General features: G+C 42.5%; 18 protein-coding genes. 3 read left to right on the forward strand and 15 right to left on the reverse strand.

What is annotated here, in order from left to right; translation table 11 throughout:
• Positions 1-39 precede the first annotated feature (39 nt).
• From JOC95_RS10125 to JOC95_RS10135, 3 genes are read right to left on the reverse strand one after another with little or no spacing between them, the layout of a single operon-like run.
• A complete protein-coding gene (locus JOC95_RS10125; protein WP_204415785.1) occupies positions 40-873 on the reverse strand; it encodes a nucleotidyltransferase family protein in 834 nt (277 codons plus the stop codon).
• Between the two features lie 12 nt (positions 874-885).
• Positions 886-3,003: a glycosyltransferase gene (locus JOC95_RS10130; RefSeq protein WP_204415786.1), complete on the reverse strand. Its 2,118-nt coding sequence runs from the start codon at positions 3,001-3,003 to the stop codon at positions 886-888.
• A 1-nt stretch (position 3,004) separates the two neighbouring features.
• Positions 3,005-3,469 (reverse strand): hypothetical protein, encoded by a 465-nt coding sequence (locus JOC95_RS10135; protein WP_204415787.1) that lies wholly within the window; start codon positions 3,467-3,469, stop codon positions 3,005-3,007.
• 254 nt (positions 3,470-3,723) lie between these two features.
• Between JOC95_RS10135 and JOC95_RS10140 the strand changes: the two genes are divergently transcribed.
• Positions 3,724-4,107: a hypothetical protein gene (locus tag JOC95_RS10140; RefSeq protein ID WP_204415788.1), complete on the forward strand. Its 384-nt coding sequence runs from the start codon at positions 3,724-3,726 to the stop codon at positions 4,105-4,107.
• On the forward strand, positions 4,097-4,579 hold the full coding sequence (locus JOC95_RS10145; protein WP_204415789.1) for an endolytic transglycosylase MltG: 483 nt from the start codon (positions 4,097-4,099) through the stop codon (positions 4,577-4,579). Before JOC95_RS10140 ends, JOC95_RS10145 begins: the two co-directional genes overlap by 11 nt.
• A gap of 48 nt (positions 4,580-4,627) precedes the next feature.
• Here JOC95_RS10145 and JOC95_RS10150 read toward each other — a convergent pair whose 3' ends face one another.
• The 8 genes from JOC95_RS10150 to JOC95_RS10185 form a co-directional block, all read right to left on the reverse strand.
• Positions 4,628-4,978 (reverse strand): cupredoxin domain-containing protein, encoded by a 351-nt coding sequence (locus JOC95_RS10150; protein WP_204415791.1) that lies wholly within the window; start codon positions 4,976-4,978, stop codon positions 4,628-4,630.
• A 29-nt stretch (positions 4,979-5,007) separates the two neighbouring features.
• Positions 5,008-6,663: a b(o/a)3-type cytochrome-c oxidase subunit 1 gene (locus tag JOC95_RS10155; RefSeq protein ID WP_419096235.1), complete on the reverse strand. Its 1,656-nt coding sequence runs from the start codon at positions 6,661-6,663 to the stop codon at positions 5,008-5,010.
• Between the two features lies 1 nt (position 6,664).
• Positions 6,665-7,132, reverse strand: coding sequence for a cytochrome c oxidase subunit II (locus tag JOC95_RS10160; RefSeq protein ID WP_204415793.1), 468 nt, complete (start codon positions 7,130-7,132; stop codon positions 6,665-6,667).
• A gap of 19 nt (positions 7,133-7,151) precedes the next feature.
• Positions 7,152-7,313 (reverse strand): cytochrome c oxidase subunit 2A, encoded by a 162-nt coding sequence (locus JOC95_RS10165; RefSeq protein WP_318245812.1) that lies wholly within the window; start codon positions 7,311-7,313, stop codon positions 7,152-7,154.
• 170 nt (positions 7,314-7,483) lie between these two features.
• Positions 7,484-8,209 carry a Crp/Fnr family transcriptional regulator gene (locus JOC95_RS10170; RefSeq protein ID WP_204415795.1) on the reverse strand — a complete coding sequence of 242 codons (726 nt, stop codon included), beginning with the start codon at positions 8,207-8,209 and terminating at the stop codon, positions 7,484-7,486.
• Positions 8,210-8,376: 167 nt separating this feature from the next.
• Positions 8,377-9,471 (reverse strand): PAS domain-containing sensor histidine kinase, encoded by a 1,095-nt coding sequence (locus tag JOC95_RS10175; protein ID WP_338083086.1) that lies wholly within the window; start codon positions 9,469-9,471, stop codon positions 8,377-8,379.
• A gap of 50 nt (positions 9,472-9,521) precedes the next feature.
• The gene (locus tag JOC95_RS10180) at positions 9,522-10,172 is read right to left on the reverse strand and encodes a response regulator (RefSeq protein ID WP_239582835.1); all 651 of its coding nucleotides are present in this window, start codon (positions 10,170-10,172) and stop codon (positions 9,522-9,524) included.
• A gap of 235 nt (positions 10,173-10,407) precedes the next feature.
• A complete protein-coding gene (locus JOC95_RS10185) occupies positions 10,408-10,782 on the reverse strand; it encodes a hypothetical protein (protein WP_204415797.1) in 375 nt (124 codons plus the stop codon).
• A 272-nt stretch (positions 10,783-11,054) separates the two neighbouring features.
• Here JOC95_RS10185 and JOC95_RS10190 point away from each other — a divergent pair, with 272 nt between their 5' ends.
• The gene (locus JOC95_RS10190; protein WP_204415799.1) at positions 11,055-11,831 is read left to right on the forward strand and encodes a hypothetical protein; all 777 of its coding nucleotides are present in this window, start codon (positions 11,055-11,057) and stop codon (positions 11,829-11,831) included.
• Positions 11,832-11,951: 120 nt separating this feature from the next.
• Here the strand turns inward: JOC95_RS10190 and JOC95_RS10195 are convergent, their stop codons facing one another.
• The 4 genes from JOC95_RS10195 to JOC95_RS10210 all read right to left on the reverse strand — a co-directional run bounded on the left by JOC95_RS10195 (position 11,952) and on the right by JOC95_RS10210 (position 16,025).
• Positions 11,952-14,087, reverse strand: coding sequence for a heavy metal translocating P-type ATPase (locus JOC95_RS10195; protein ID WP_204415801.1), 2,136 nt, complete (start codon positions 14,085-14,087; stop codon positions 11,952-11,954).
• Positions 14,059-14,463, reverse strand: a complete 405-nt coding sequence (locus tag JOC95_RS10200; RefSeq protein ID WP_204415803.1) for a metalloregulator ArsR/SmtB family transcription factor — start codon at positions 14,461-14,463, stop codon at positions 14,059-14,061. Before JOC95_RS10200 ends, JOC95_RS10195 begins: the two co-directional genes overlap by 29 nt.
• A gap of 173 nt (positions 14,464-14,636) precedes the next feature.
• Complete coding sequence (locus JOC95_RS10205) at positions 14,637-15,503, reverse strand: permease (protein ID WP_204415805.1); 867 nt, start codon at positions 15,501-15,503, stop codon at positions 14,637-14,639.
• 75 nt (positions 15,504-15,578) lie between these two features.
• Positions 15,579-16,025 (reverse strand): MarR family winged helix-turn-helix transcriptional regulator, encoded by a 447-nt coding sequence (locus JOC95_RS10210; protein WP_204415807.1) that lies wholly within the window; start codon positions 16,023-16,025, stop codon positions 15,579-15,581.
• Positions 16,026-16,180: the final 155 nt, after the last annotated feature.

Raw genomic sequence — 16,180 nt, forward strand, 5'->3', positions numbered from 1 at the left:
CAGCAGGATTTCCTGTCTGCTTATTTTTTTTGCCTACATTCAGGATCCAGCCTTCACCAGAGATTTGCTCTTGCTGCTTTTTATATAAGCAGACTGCCCTCTAAAGGATCGAACATGAGAGCTGACCCAGAGCTTCGGCTGTGCTTCTTCCTCCAATGAAACCTGCACTTTTCTCTCGAGCATATCATACTGTGCCTGTCGGTAATCCTCATGGCTCCCGATATCCTTCCAGTACCCCTTTGCCTTGAATCCATATAAAGCCATATTGTTTTCGATGAGTTTAGGAAAGAGCTCCTTGCTGAAATCATACTCCCTGTTTTTCTCCATCAGGCAAAGTACAACCGGATCCACTATATAGATCCCCGTGTTCACCACCCTGCTGAACTCTTGATCCTTTTGCGGCTTTTCCAAAAAACGCATGATCTTTCCATCAGGACCTGTTTTGATGATGCCGAATTTGGCAGGATTCCTTACTTCTTTCATAAAAACGGTGAAAATTGATCTGTTTTGAAGATGGAAGACTAAACCATCAATCAGATCAAAGTCCGTCAGGGCATCCCCGCTTATGACAATGAATGGTTCATCTAGCAGGCTCTCTGCATTTTTCACACTACCGGCAGTCCCAAGTGGGAGATCCTCGAAAACGTACGTGAGGTTCACTCCCCACCTTGAACCATCTCCGAAATATTCGACGATTTTGTCTCCAAGATATTGAAGTGTAACGATGATATCTGAAATGCCATGCTTTTTTAGCAGTTCAATACTATACTCCATAACAGGTTTATTCAGCAAAGGTACAAGCGGTTTTGGCATCCTTCTTGTAAAAGGGTGCAGGCGTGTGCCCCTTCCGCCAGCCAGAATAACTGCCTTCATACACAATCCCTCCTATTGGACGGAAGAAGTAGTGATGGTACTTTCGTAGATGTACTCTGTTTTTCGACTTACATCTTCCCAATCGTATTCTTTCAAGGCTATCTCTCTTGCTTTCTCCCCAAGACCTTTTCCAAGAGCAGGATCCTCGAATACTTCCACTATCATGTCTACTAACTGTCCTACGTTTCCAGGCTCGAAATAAAGGCCTGTTGAATGATCCTCCAATATGTTTGCAAGTCCCCCTGTTCTTGATGCTATAACAGGCTTACCTGCTACCTTTCCCTCAAGCGCCACGATTCCGAACGGTTCATAGAGGCTCGGTACAACCATCAGATCGCAACGGCTAAGCATTGCCGCTTTTTCCCGCTCATACAAAAAGCCTACGAAAATAATCGATTTCCCCAATCCCAGTTGGCTGACCCGTTTACGGTATGCATCCAAAAGTGGTCCCTTTCCTCCTGCAACAAATAGACAATCCGGGTACTCCTTCAAAATGACGGCTGCGGCCTCTATGAAAATATCGAATCCCTTTTCCGGAACCATCCTTCCAAGTGCAAGCACGAGATGCTTATGCGGATATCGCTCCAGAAGCCCATTGATGTTATCACTTTCCTCGGATCCCCCAAAAATGCGCACCCCATTCGGGATCACGGAAAGCTTTTCTTTTCTGAAAGCAAATTCCCGTTGCAATTCCTTTTCCATATAATCACTGCAGACAATCACCTTATCCGAATCGGAAATCAACCCCTCTTCCTGCCTTAACGTCATTTCCTGCAGCGGCGTAGGAGGATTCCCGTTCAACCTTCCTGTTTCAGAAGCATGTATCGTTGTCACCAATGGGATGGATAGGATGTTCTTGATGCTTCTTGCAGCAAGCCCCACCATCCAATCATGTGCATGGATGACTGTAAAATCCGATTGAACGTTCAGTTCTACCGCTTTTTCCACCATATTCATATTGAATCTTGCCACATACAGGTGAAAATCATCAAAGGTTTGATGAATTTCCTTTATTCGATGAACATGGATGCCATTGATCTTTTCATAATCCGGAGCACCTACAAAGCTTGGTGTCAGTAGAGACACATCATGCCCTAGTGAGGTCAAAGCGTTTGCAAGCTCCCAAACATGCTTTCCAAGTCCCCCTACCACAGACGGAGGAAATTCCCAGGAGAGCATCAGGATCCTTTGCTTACCGGCCTTTTTTTCTTCGCGTACCAAATGATTATGACTGCTGTTGGCAGAATAGAATAGGTCCTTCCTATCTACTTGTGGAAAAGTTGCAATAGGAGAGTGCGTGAACCACTCCAACATACTGCAAGTTTCTATCTTTCTCATAAGTTCTTTCAGAAATAGGGGGAACTCCACCCATTCGCTACCGATATCTGTCATTAAAAGATTAACCTGTGACGAAATTGCGGAATTCCTAGTTTCTTCCTGTAAAAGGTCCACGAGCATGGCAGCATGGGTTTCTATGGTTTTGTGGGCTTCCTCGCTCTCATACCACTTTTTTTCTTTGAGATGCTTCTTTTCCCTTTTAAACAGCTTGATGCCTAAAGCCCCACGGAAATCCGGCCAGAGTGAATAGTCTTTCAGTTCATTCCAGTTTTTTTCATATGCAACATCACTTTTGGGGTCAAGATAATTGGAGTCTTTAGCAAAGCCTTCTTCTCCAATCAGATGATCATGCAGCTCGGTCCCCTTATGGAATTCCTGAGAAACTGCAATCATTTTCCCTGAACCCATCAAGTCACTCAGGAGATCCAATATGTTCCCTTCATATTCCCTCAAAAGCTGGATGAACTTCCCGGATTGTTCTTTATATCTGGAGTAGACGGCCTTTTCTTTCATATGTGTGGAAAGTGATACTTCCCGATCTAGGAATGCATCTCTTTTTAGTAGATAGGAAGCATATCGTTCCATAAGGGGTTCATTGGAGAGGTTTTCAATTAATGAAGGGGAAAAAGCCATCGCTAATGGGAATGGGTAATGGTCATTCTTGCACTGATAGAACAAGGGAATATATAGAAGCGTCAGCCTTTCGAAAAAATCGGCTTCCGCTTGATAATCAAACGGTTCCACTACAGGGAAGTCGGAATGGATAACGATTGAGAAATATGTCTTTTTCATACTACTTCCCTCCCGTATTTTCATAATAGGTATATGTAGAAACTTGAGAATACAAGTCTTTATCATCCAAGGAAAATGGCGTCCATTCACCCTTTTCGGGGTGGCATGTCATTTGTTTGCCATAGAATCTCTCACAATCTGACTGTAGGACCGGAAAGAAATCTTCCCCACTTCCAAATCCAACCTCGACCATGAATTGATTACTTTCAGGTATAGACTGGCCAATTAAACTACTGGTGCCTTCTTCTACCACTATATCGAGATACTGCCCATAAAGGCCATTTTTCTGAGAGTTTTCCTTCCATACAATAATTCGGACCGTAACCGGCAAGGACTTTTCGAACTTACCCTTATACATGTGAACAAAGGACTTGCGCCAGGAGGAAAATTTCCATTCAACAGATAATTTGCCATTGTTTTCAAAATGAGTATGGAGGAATTCAGTATGGGCTTCGGACAATTTCAATCACTCCTCCTATCATTGATGAACCAAGCTTTCTTTCATCATATCATGTGAATTTTCTTTCCCACAACCACCCTTTTTTGTCGTCTTTTCAGTTATTGTGTTAATTTTTCAAAGAATGGAGTATTTTTTATGACCGTACCTTAAAATATTTCACAAATATGTCATATTTAAAGGAGGAAATTGTCGAAGAGGTATGTTGCCCTGCTTTTGTGTATGTTATAAAAAAGAGAGAGAAATTTAGATGAGGTGACAACATGTTAATCGCAAGTATTCTACTAATAGCCATCGCTGCCGGGCTAATAGCCCTTTCATTCTTTGTAGGCGACAAATATTCCGAGCTTCAGGAAGAAGTGGAACAGCTGTCATTAGACGTAGTTCAGGATAAATACAAGCTTGAAAGAAAAATCAAAGTATTGGAAGAAGAGCTTCTAATCGGAGCAGCACCCTTACATAATAAGAAAGTCCAAGAAAAGAAAGCTGCCCATCAGGATGTCAGCCAGGAAGATGTAACCATTTCCCTTTTCAAAAAAGGATACACTGCTTCACAAATCTCCCAATTCACTTCCACTTCCATCGAAAAAGTGGAAAGTGTACTGCAGTCAGCAAAACTGAAAGGGAATGCAGTCAATGAAAACTAATTTACGTGCATTTGCAGTCGGGATCATTTTTGCAACCGGAGTAATGGGAGTAGCATATTCCATTGTCAGCTCTGACACTTTAGGAAAATCGGAAGTCAAAGCTTATGCCAAAGAGAACGATATGCATTTATTGACAAACGAAGAATACCAGGAGCTTCTTCCTTCCATTGAAGAAGAGAAGCCAGCAGAACAAAGCACTGAACAAAAACCTCCTGCCGCTGAGCAGGAAAAGCCTGAAGAGGAAGCCCAAGCTGAAGAGGCGAACGAACCTTTTGACGTGAATATTCCGGATGGGATGGCAACCTACGAAGTTTCTGAGCTTTTGGAAGCTGAAGGCGTGATCAAGGATGCAGATGAATTTGATGCATTCCTGGAAGATCGCGATATTGCCACCCGTGTAAGGGCAGGTACTTTCACGATGAAAAAGAACATGAGCTATGAAGAAGCTGCCGGCGTCCTGATTCGCCAATAAATATAGATAAACGAGGATGATGCTTGATGCATGATCCTCGTTTTTTGTTTATTCCACTACCAATAGTGCGGTCATTTCTTGGTGGCCTTCGCCACATGGGATGCTGCAGATGATTTTGTAGGTTCCCGCTTTCAGGTTGGCGGTAGCTTTTCCTTCTCCGTCGATTTTCATGTCAGTTCCCTCGACCGTGATACCGTGGTAGCCTTCCGCATTTTTCAATTGGATGGTTACGTCGCCAGCCTTTGCCTTATATTCCTCTTTATCAAATTTGTAGTTGGAAGCGTTCAGGGTTACTGTTTCCCCGCCTCCTTGTTCAGAGCTTGCATGGTCTTCTCCTCCGCATGCAGCCATGATGGATACTAGCATGATAATCATAAATGACAAGACTAACTTTTTCATTTTCTATTCCTCCCAATGTTTTTAGTTGTTTACCAGAGTTTAAAGCCCGGTGATCCAGGTGGTGCATGGTGGATCATATCTATGATTGGTATTGTATAGGCAAATAGGATAAGGGCGATCGTGATGCCGATCCATAGTTTCCAGTTTTCCAGGATCCTCGGCGTTTTTTCCGCATTTGGTGCAACTTCTCCTAAAGGGAACTCCTCCACACCCTTAGGTGCAAACCAAGCCAGGTTGATCATTACATACATCAGTAACAGAATTGCGATAAAAAGAATGCTTCCCCCTACCGCCATTGCCACTTCATAAGGAATCCAGCCTAATGCATCAGGATGATCGTTATAGGTCGTATAAGAGGTCCGACGAGGCGCCCCGAACAGACCGACCGTGTGCATCGCACCAGACATGAAGAACATTCCGACAGCCCACAGGATGGTTTGAAGGTTGGCAAGCTTATGCATCTTCGCAGTCAGCTTCCTGCCTGTCAAATGGGGTACGAGCCAATATCCGATCCCAAAGAATGTCAAGGCAACAGAAGATGCAACCGTCAGATGAAAATGTCCGGTGACCCAAAGTGTATTGTGCACCACCTGATTCAGCTGGTTACTTGCGTTTACGATCCCGCCCGCTCCGGCAGGAATGAATATGAGCATCCCCATCATCGGTGCAAAAAATCTAGCGTCCTTCCATGGAAGCATTCTGAACCATCCAAACAGGCTTTTCGCTCCCCTTTCGCGCCCTGATAATTCAAAGGTTGCAAATAAGGAGAATGCAGTCATAAGGGATGGAACAATTACCATGAACGTCAAGACAACCTGCAGGTATTTCCAGAAAGGCGATATCCCAGACTCGAGAAGCTGATGGTGGAATCCTACAGGAATCGAGAACAGCAGGAACAGGACAAACGCCAGCCTTGCCAACGAATCACTGAAGATCTTGCCTCCGATTATCTTTGGAATGATCGCATACCAGCAAATATAGGCTGGAAGCAGCCAGAAGTAGACCAATGGATGACCGAAATACCAGAAGAGCGTACGGCTCAACAAGATATTGATCGTCTCCACCCAACCAAAGGACCAGGGGATGAACTGGAACAGTACGGATACTGCCACACCGATCGTTGCAATCAGCCATAGAAGCATAGTCATGATGGCCATGAAGCTGAGTAGTGGCGATAACTCTCCTTTATGTGCTTTTTTCCACAGGTAATATTGACGGATCATGCTGAAGCCGCCGATCCAGCTACCCACAATAACAAGGGTCAGGGCGATATAATACCAAGGTGATGCCTGCAGAGGTGCATAGAATGTATAAAGGACTGTCGCCTTGTTCAGCAGGATCATGATGACACCAAGAACGGTCCCGGCAGTCATCGTCATGAATCCGATCCAACCACTTAGAAGCGATCCAGAGTTAAGCTTGCCGGTGGTACGGCTGATACACGCCAATAAAAATCCGATAATGAAAAATGTTGTAAATATAAGTCCAAGCAGCACGCCATGTGCCGTTAATAGCTGGTAATAGCCTATGCCTGTAGGCAAAGTCAGTGTCCCGCTCCTGACCAGCGTTTGCAGAAGACCTGCCACCGCACCAAGAAACAAAGCGGTAAATGCCACAAAAAAATGTGCCAAAATAAGTTTTGCATCCCGTTTATCAATTATTTCGGAAACCTTGTTCAAATTCATATCAGCTCACCTCAATCTTTGCGCTCATTACTTGATGACCGGCACCACAGTACTCATTACATAGGATCAGATAACTTCCAGCCTCATCAAACGTATGTGTAATGGAATTGATATGTCCTGGAGTTATCATCATATTGACATTGGTATTGGCAATGGCAAATCCATGAACAACATCCTTGCTCGTCACCTTGAAATGTACGGTGGCACCTTTTGGAATCTGAATGTCATTAGGCGTAAAGGAAAATGCCTGGGACACCATCACCAATTCATATTCGTTTTCTCCAATCTTTTTCAAACCCGGTTCATTAAATGGCGCCGTTTCGTCCACTTTTGCAGGATTGATGGTCATATGGTCACTAGGTGGTGTATGCCCCATGGCAAAAGCGCTGACGCCGATGATGGATAGGAATAAGATCAAGGTTCCCCCACCTATCAGAAGCCACCATTTTTCATATTTGTGCATATGCATTGCGATTCACCCCAAATTTTTATAGTCTCGTTAAGAAAAGAGCATAGATCCCAGCCCATAAAAGGAAGATAAAAGCACCAACCAACAGTACGGAAATAAAAGTCCCTTTTAATGTACTTTCAGTCTTTGGAGTTGTTTTGACATTGACCTTATTGATAGGAGTAATTTTAGGCTCCATCATGTGTCTCCCCCTTTCCTTACCTCCTATTGTCAGTGTATTGGATTTGATAAGTTGACACTGTGATAAATATCACATTCAAAAGGATTATTTTGACAGAATGATGAACAAAAAAAGATTAGAGAAAAATGGTGATATTCCATCCTGCTCCAATCTTTTCACAGTTTTTTTAGCTAGATCCTGCAGACCTCCAATGGGCATAACTCACAGTGACACTCATCTCTTAAATACTGCAGATTCAAGATGCGCAGCAATCCATTTTCATCATGATCAATCACTTTTTCCTTCTTTAATGCAGCAAGCATCCGATTCACCGTTTCCCTTGAGGTGCCGATCATATCCGAGAACTCCTGGTTTGTCAGATTTATCTTGATCGTGATTCCGTTCCCTTCCACTTCACCGAAGGAGTTGGAGAGCCTGATAAGGGTGGAACAGAGCGCACCTTTCTTTCCATATAATAAGAGATCACGCAGCTTTAAATTAGTAATCTGGTTTTTCCTGGCCATCCACCGCACAAACTCCATCGCGGCTTTACCATTATTGGAAAGAATGAAATCGAGATCTTCAAGATAGATGACATCTATGATGCAATCCTCTTTTGCCACTGCGCTGAAGCAATGTTTCCCCTCATCCAGACTTCCAAACTCACCCAAAAGATCTCCCTCTCTGAAAAGATGAATCATGATTTCCTTCCCATCATCAGTCATTTTCGTCATCTTCAACTGCCCTTTACTTACGTAAAAAAGCCTGTTTGAAATTTCATTTTCGGCAAACAAATAGGAACCTTTTTTTATTTTGTGCTCGAACATTATTTCATTCAAAAGCTTCCATGTTTCTTCTGAAAAAATGTGCTTGCTATAATCGCTCTTTGGGGGTTGTGGCATTTTCGTAGATTCCATTGGAACCTCACCTTTCGTTACTGACATTTGAATCACTCTATTTCATTTTAGAAAAAGCGGTTCTGTTCAGGTATCAGGGAATATCCCCATAATGATCTGGGGACTCCCCTATTCTTTTGACCATCAAAAAAGGCAGCAGATCATCAAACAGATCGCTGCCATTTCTCTTACTTAATATTATTTGATTCCAGCGGGATTGGAATCGTTGCTCTAACCAAAGTCCCTTTACCAGGACTGGTATCAATATGAAGCTTTCCATGTACGGATTTCGCCCGTTCCTCCATACTGAAAAGTCCGACCCCTAGTCTCTCCTTTAAAGGGTCATATCCTACACCTTTATCCAATACCTCAAGCTCTATCCTATCTTCATCACCATGTATCGATACGCTGACTTCGTTTACTTCGGCATACTTCCTGACATTGGTGAGCGCCTCTTGGACGATGCGATAAACCGCTGTTTCGATTTGAACATCATATCTGCCGGAAACTTCACTTTGAAAATCAACCTTTATCCCGTAATGTTGGGAGTAACGATTAATAAAGGAACGCAAGGCAGGAATCAGCCCCAGATCATCAAGAAGCGAAGGTCTGAGATCCCAGGAGATGCCTCGGATATCTTCTATCATCTTTGTTACATCCTTCTGCAAATGATGAATCAATGGATGTTCCATTTCCGTATGAAGCCGGTTGATGGTGATAAGCAGGCTATACAGGTTTTGACCTATTCCATCATGCAGCTCACGCGATACCTTCTTCCGCTCCTCCTCCTGGACATGGATGAGCTTAGTCATCATTGCTTGAAGCTCTTCCTGGACAAGCTTCCGCTCTGTAATTTCCGTCCGGATAGATAGATATTGATAGGGAGTCCCGTTTTTATCCAAAAAAGGGACGATGGTCGTATCCACCCAGTAGTAGGAGCCGTCCTTCTTTTTATTTTTAATTTCTCCCTTCCAAACATTCCCTTGACGGATGGTTTCCCAAAGATTACGGAAAAAATCTTTCGGATGATGATAGGAATTGATGATCCGATGAGTCTTTCCCATTACTTCTTCTCGTTTGTACCCTGATATCTCACAAAACTTATCGTTTACATAGTTGATGACGCCATTTTTATCAGTGAGTGCAACAATGGAGGATTCATCCAATGCATATTTGATATCCGCCAATTCCCGATCTCTTTCCGCTTGAAATCCTGCCTGGCCATCCTCCGGACCATTCCACCCATCCGTTTTCAACCTTCTTGATTCGGTCTTTTCCTTCACTATGGAATCCTCCAATCTATAGTTTTTCAGAGACAGAATACCTTGCTTTCCTAAAAATCCAATAACCCTTTTTTGGCCGCATATTTTACAAGCTCCGGGCGGCTTTTCATTTGCAGCTTTTCCATCAGATTGCTTTTATGCGTCTCCACCGTTTTGACACTGATATAGAGCATCTCCCCGATTTCTTTATTGGAGTATCCTTTGGCAATCAAACCGAGGATCTCTCTCTCCCTTTCCGAAAGAATTGAATAAGTATCATGATTCTCCCCTTGCTTCAGCCTGGTTACATAATCCTCCATCAGCCTTTTCGTAGCTTTCGGATAAAGGTAAGCCGCTCCTGTAGCAACTGTTTGTATGGCTGAGAGAAGCTCTTCATGTGGTGCACTCTTCAAAATGCAGCCGGATGCACCTGACTGTACGACCCGGAACAAATATTCATCATCGTCATGCATCGTCAGAATCAATATCACTACCTCTGGCATACGCTTTTTCAGTTCTATGGTTGCGGTCAGCCCATCTTTTCCATGTGGCATGCTAAGATCCATCAGGATTACATCAGGCATGAGCCTCTCTGCCATTTCAATGGCTTCATTTCCCTCTGAAGCCTGACCTATCACTTCCATTTCAGAATTTGCATCGAGCAGCATCTTCAAGCCCATCCGGACCATTGCATGATCATCAACCAATAAAATTCGTATCATTGCGCATCACCTCTCTATCCAAAGTATACAACAAATACCTCTTCTATAGTTTTATTTGGGATTATGTTTAGAGAGGGAAAAACTGAAATCACAGACTTTTTAACACATGAAATAACATAAAAGTCAGCCCTCTAATTTACTACTTATAGCAGTGTTTTTTGCAAAATAAAACTCAGTTCATTGTTGAACTGAGTTAATAAGTTATGCGGTTATCGCATTATTTAAATTGATACATCTATTTTTTTTCAATCGCCATACGCAAGTTCGAGATAACTCCAATAAGCACTACTAACGAACAAACCATTTTTTCAAAAGGTGTTCCAAACAATTGTTGGATAAATCCAAAAGACCAAAGTACAACCAAAAACCAACATATTTCGGTTATTCCTCTTTTGTATTTATATAGTTTAATTCTACCAACAATCAACGTAAAAACTACTCCAATAATAGAAATAACGATACTTATAACAGATATTGGTAGCTGTTCAGCGAATGATTCAGACCTTCCACCATTAACCCATGTGAATGGAATACTTTTGCTTATAATAAGAAAGTGGATTAAGATAGTCAAAGAGTAAAAAATGATTCCCATAAATACAGCAGTTTTCATATTAATTTTCCTGAGTTTTTCTAAAATAAAATCACCTCATTTTTCTTCCTGTTTCAATTTTATTAATCCAGTAATATACTATTCCTATATCTCTTGCCAATTAACAGGTAACTTAAAGTAAGAAAATATCCATCCCTTTTTCTGTAGAAAAAAATTAAGGTTCATGGTAAAATCACATTAGGAAAATAAAGGCAATGTAACCTTTGGGTTCAACCTCGCTGAAAAGTAGGTTGGACCCTTTTTGCATTCTTAAACTTAAAGGAGGACTTTTGATGTTGAGAACAGAAACGCTGTTGCATCGGCTCGACGAGATCGGCAAATCGCTCGAAAGAAAAGGGGGTGCACTTTTATTGTTAGGTGTCGGTTCCGTTGGAATCGAGACTGCCCGGCTGGACGATTATTCAGATTTGGATTTCTTTGTCATTGTAAGGCATGACCAAAAAAGCAGATATATCGACCATTTGGATTGGCTAGAGGAAGTTCACCCATTAGCTTATTCTTTTAAGAATTCGGAGATTGGCTATAAAATTCTGTTCGAGGACGGCATCTTTGGTGAATATGCGGTATTTGAGGAATCGGAGCTGATTAATGGTTCTTATACGGAAGGGAGAGTCGTTTGGAAGGATCCCTCCTACAACAATACGGGAATTTCAAAACCTTCCAACCCGATACCTAGCCCCCAAAAAGACTCCTTAGACCATCCTTTGAACGAAGCTTTAACTAATCTCTATGTGGGACTTTGCCGCTTTGCCAGGGGAGAGCGCCTATCAGCGACGAGGTTCGTACAAGGTTATGCTGTGGACAGGATTTTATCTGTACTTCATTTGATTGAACAAGAGGTGGATTACTTTCCCGATCCTTTTGGAAACGAGAGGCGCCTGGAAAAAAGATACCCTCGTTTCGCGGAAACCATTGCAGACATGGTACAGGGATATGATCATGTACCTGAATCTGCACTTCGTATTTTAAGCTTCATAGAAGAAGTGTATCCCGTTAATCGAAAACTAAGCGATGAAATACGACGTTTAGCCAAAATAAACTGCTGTTAACCTTGAAAAAACTAGAAAAAAATAGCAGGTCTAATTCTGTTGCGAATTAACCTGCTATTTTTTATAGTTATAAAACGGAATCACTCAGGAGTATACTCCGGGGAGATTTATTGACTCGGTTTATTTTCTCACTTTCAATAATCTCAATGAATTGACGATGACAATCACAGTAGCACCCATATCTGCAAGGATTGCCATCCATAAGGTAAGCCATCCTGGAATGATCAATAGGAGCGCCAAGACTTTCAACCCTAGTGCAAGAAGGATATTCTGCTTGATGATGGCTAGTGCTTTACGGCTCAGTTTAATGGTATACGGCAGTTTTTCCAGATCATCGGCCATCAGGGCAATGTCTGCCGTTTCCAAAGCCGTGTCTGTCCCTGCTCCACCCATTGCGATGCCGACCGTTGCAGATGCCAATGCCGGGGCATCATTCACGCCGTCTCCAACCATCGCTACCTTACCGTATTCTTCCCTAAGTGACTTGATTGCTTCAAGTTTATCCTGTGGAAGCAATGCAGCCTTCACTTCGTTTATTCCTACCAGCTTTCCAATCGCTTGGCCGGTAGCCATATTATCACCGGTTAACATGATTGTTTTTTTGATACCGATACTTTCTAGCTGTTGAAGTACTCGTTTACTGCTCTCCCGTACTTGATCTGCCACTGCAATCAAGCCGATTATGTGTTCACCGGTCCCAACAAGCATGACTGTTTTGCCTTGTGTCTGCAGGTCTTTTATTTGTTCATTAATGCCCGGAGAAACAACCATCAACTCGTCAAACAGTGATGGACTTCCGATAAAGTAAGTTTTATTTTGAATGGTTGCTTTTGCACCTTTACCGGTTATCGATTGGAAGTCTTCAGCATGATAGTCAGCTTGGGAAATCCCTTGCTGTTCCGCTTTTCTCATAACCGCGGATGCAAGGGGATGCTGCGAGTACTTTTCAATGGCCATGCTGATGCCAAATATCTCTTCTTCTGCCCTGCCGTTAAAGGTCAGAATATCGGTAACCTCAGGCGTTCCTTGCGTCAGGGTTCCTGTTTTATCAAAAGCGATGACATTCAACCGGCCGGCTTCCTCCAAATGAATGCCACCTTTTATCAATACTCCCATTTTGGCTGCGTTTCCTATTGCCGTTACAATGGCGACAGGGGTGGATATGACTAACGCACACGGACATCCAACCACCAATACCGCCAATCCCCTATAAATCCATTCGGACCAATCCCCTCCAAGAAACAAGGGAGGAATGAGGACAATCAAGAGTGCAATGACCATGATTGCAGGAGTATAGTATTTCGCAAATTTATCAATGAATGCCTGAGTAGGCGCCCGCTCTGCCTGAGCCTCCTCCACAAGATGGATGATTTTCGCTATCGTAGTATCTTCCACCCGTTTGGTCACTCTTACTTCAAGTGCGCCTTCTTCATTTAAGGTTCCGGCAAAAACTTCATCGCCTACTACTTTCAGGACTGGGATCGACTCACCGGTTATGGTGGATTGGTTAATGGACGACTGTCCGCTTACCACTTCCCCGTCCATGGCAATTTTCTGACCGGGTTTGATGAGTAGGATATCATTGATCCTAATATCCTCAACATCAAGTTCAAACTCCTCTGTCCCTCTTCTAACGGTGGCTTTTTTAGGGGCAATATCCAAAAGGGAACGAATGGATTCCCGGGCCTTATCCATGCTATAGCCTTCAAGTGCCTCGCTGAGGGCAAACAGGAAAACAACTACCGCACCTTCGCCCCATTCCCCTATGATGGCTGCCCCGATGATGGCAACGGTCATTAAGGTTTTCATATCAAATTCCAGCTTGAAAAGATTCTTGATCCCGACCTTGAATAACGGGTACCCTCCAACAATGATGGAAACCCCGAAAAGAAGGATGGCAGGGAAATACTCCTCGTCGTACCTATAGACTGAAATATAGCCTAAGAGAAGAAAGAACAAAGAAATCATTGTATTCCTGTTTTCTCTCTTTTGCCAGAATGGGATTTTCTGCTCCACATCCCTTTTCTGTTTTTCAGGAATCACTTTTATCCCATCAAAAGCTCCCGCTGCTTCAAGTTGTTCGACCGTTGCTTCCCCATAAACAGTAATTTTTGAAGCCCCAAAATTTAGCTGCACTTCATTTACCGTCTGGATATCACGGATGTTCTTTTCGAATTTAGCAGCACAGTTCGTACAGGAAAGCCCCTGTAATCTATATGTCTCTTTACTATTTTGTAATGCTTTCTCCTCCATCATGGACTACACCTTCTTTGGAATGTATTAATGCTATGGAAACCAATTGATGAATATGGTCGTCCGCCAATGAATAAAATACGAGCTTCCCTTCCTTGCGGACCTTTGCAAGGTTCATGCCTCTCAGCAATCTCAGATGGTGGGAGGCTGTTGCGGTGGAAGATTTAATGATATTCGCCACATCACAAACACACAGCTCCTTCTCCAGGGTTAATGCATAAGCTATCTTTAATCTGGTGGAATCTGAGAGTGCTTTGAATATCAGTTCCACTCCATTCACTTCTTCCACTCTATTTTTAAGAATGTCTACCTTCTGCTCGTCATAGCAAAATGTATCACATGTATCTTTTTCAACAGCTTGAATCACTTTTTCTGTCACCAGTCATCCCCCTATTCAAACGAACATTTGAATGTTATTCATATTGTTATCGTATGTGTTGATGAGGAAATTGTCAACGATTATTCAAACGAACTTTTGAATATATACAAAAAATTGACACCTTCCCTTTAGTATCCTGAAGAGGGGAAGATGTCATCCACATAAACTTTTCTTTACACCAGGTAAAATAAGAATCCTGACACTGTACTCATACTAATGACGGAAAGCACAAATGCAGCAACCAGCTTCTTTTTGAAAATAGAGTTCAGCAGGGCCAACTCCGGTAGGCTTGCGCCAGCAGAACTGATGACAAGTGCCATGACTGGACCGAGCGCCATGCCTTTTGCAATCATCATTTGGGATATTGGGATCATTGTGCTTAATCGGATATATAACGGAATCCCGATTATTGCAGCGATCGGTACGAGCCACCAATTATCCCCACCGAAATATTGTGTAATGAAGCTAGTAGGAACTGCACCATGAATGATCGCCCCGATCGCAGCACCGATAATGAGATATGGGTACACTGTTTTCATCAGCACAAGTGTTTCAGAGGCCGCTTGTTTAATACTGAATCCTTTCTTTTCTGGATTATAACTTTTCAGGATGACATTTTTCACTTGCTTCTCAAACCCCAATTTTCCAAGTGTCAATCCAATCGCCACAGAGAGTGTGGTTGTGATGATGGTGTAGAATAGTGCCACCTTCCACCCGAGAAATGCAGTCATGATGGTGAGTATCGTTGGATCCAGTACAGGTGAAGCAAAAAGGAATACCATCACAATGCCAAAGGAAACCTTCTTCTGAAGCAGCGTTACAACAACAGGAATGGTCGAGCAGGAACAAAATGGTGTAACAAAAGCGAACAGCACTGCAAGGAAAGAACCGAGCCAAACATTGGGATGGTTCATCCACTTTTCCATTTTGTGATAAGGAATGATCATTTGAATCACGGAAACCAGGAATGTAACAAGAATAAATAATAAGGTTAGCTCAAGCGCAATATAGAAAAAGCTTGAAAGGACTTCTTTCCACATAATAGACACCTCTTCTTCGGATTTATTTGCATTTTGCAAGTATTATTTAATTTTAAAAGCAAGCTTTTCACTTGCTTAGGAGAAGGGTTTGCAGCACATATTGCTTTTGCCCATTGCTGCATTCAGTATTTGCAGTGATTTGATTACTTCGTTTTGCTCTTTTTCATTTAAGTGGGAAAAGACATTTTCCAGGTAATGCTTCATTTGATCGTTGATGCCTTCTTCTACTTGCTTCCCTTTGGCAGTCAAGGATAGATGGTATACTCTTTTGTCTTCTGCAGATTGGTTTCTTTCCACGAGTTCCATTTTTTTAAGTGTTTGGATCTGTCTGCTGAAGGTGGTGATGTCCATCCCGATTGTATCTGCCACCTCCTGCATGGAAGGGAGATTCTTTCGTGCTATTTCATAGAGGATATGACTTTGCACCATTGAGATATCCAGACAGTCGACTGTACAGCAGTTTTTGTTCAGCATGCCAAATCGGCGCATGGTGACTTGTAGCATCGCTCTTATATCTTCCATTATTTTCACCTCTTAAGTTTATTATAAAGAATTATTTGCATATTGCAAGTATTTTCTAAATGGTTTTTTGAATATTTTTTTTGCATCTAATTGGGTATTTTTGTTTGACGGTTTTTGTCGAAAAATGCGTTTTATCGATATCTCAAGAGTTTTCG

Source organism: Sutcliffiella tianshenii, from assembly GCF_016908565.1.
GTDB classification, from domain to species: Bacteria; Bacillota; Bacilli; order Bacillales; family Bacillaceae_I; genus Sutcliffiella_A; species Sutcliffiella_A tianshenii.

Coding starts and splice junctions, on each gene's coding strand:
- JOC95_RS10185 (WP_204415797.1), bottom strand. CDS start 10,782: ATGAAAACTGCTGTATTTATGGGAATCATTTTTTACTCTTTGACTATC.
- JOC95_RS10195 (WP_204415801.1), bottom strand. CDS start 14,087: ATGATGGAGGAGAAAGCATTACAAAATAGTAAAGAGACATATAGATTA.
- JOC95_RS10140 (WP_204415788.1), top strand. CDS start 3,724: ATGTTAATCGCAAGTATTCTACTAATAGCCATCGCTGCCGGGCTAATA.
- JOC95_RS10165 (WP_318245812.1), bottom strand. CDS start 7,313: ATGATGGAGCCTAAAATTACTCCTATCAATAAGGTCAATGTCAAAACA.
- JOC95_RS10150 (WP_204415791.1), bottom strand. CDS start 4,978: ATGAAAAAGTTAGTCTTGTCATTTATGATTATCATGCTAGTATCCATC.
- JOC95_RS10205 (WP_204415805.1), bottom strand. CDS start 15,503: ATGTGGAAAGAAGTCCTTTCAAGCTTTTTCTATATTGCGCTTGAGCTA.
- JOC95_RS10160 (WP_204415793.1), bottom strand. CDS start 7,132: ATGCATATGCACAAATATGAAAAATGGTGGCTTCTGATAGGTGGGGGA.
- JOC95_RS10190 (WP_204415799.1), top strand. CDS start 11,055: ATGTTGAGAACAGAAACGCTGTTGCATCGGCTCGACGAGATCGGCAAA.
- JOC95_RS10180 (WP_239582835.1), bottom strand. CDS start 10,172: ATGATACGAATTTTATTGGTTGATGATCATGCAATGGTCCGGATGGGC.
- JOC95_RS10125 (WP_204415785.1), bottom strand. CDS start 873: ATGAAGGCAGTTATTCTGGCTGGCGGAAGGGGCACACGCCTGCACCCT.
- JOC95_RS10145 (WP_204415789.1), top strand. CDS start 4,097: ATGAAAACTAATTTACGTGCATTTGCAGTCGGGATCATTTTTGCAACC.
- JOC95_RS10210 (WP_204415807.1), bottom strand. CDS start 16,025: ATGGAAGATATAAGAGCGATGCTACAAGTCACCATGCGCCGATTTGGC.
- JOC95_RS10130 (WP_204415786.1), bottom strand. CDS start 3,003: ATGAAAAAGACATATTTCTCAATCGTTATCCATTCCGACTTCCCTGTA.
- JOC95_RS10170 (WP_204415795.1), bottom strand. CDS start 8,209: ATGGAATCTACGAAAATGCCACAACCCCCAAAGAGCGATTATAGCAAG.
- JOC95_RS10155 (WP_419096235.1), bottom strand. CDS start 6,663: ATGAATTTGAACAAGGTTTCCGAAATAATTGATAAACGGGATGCAAAA.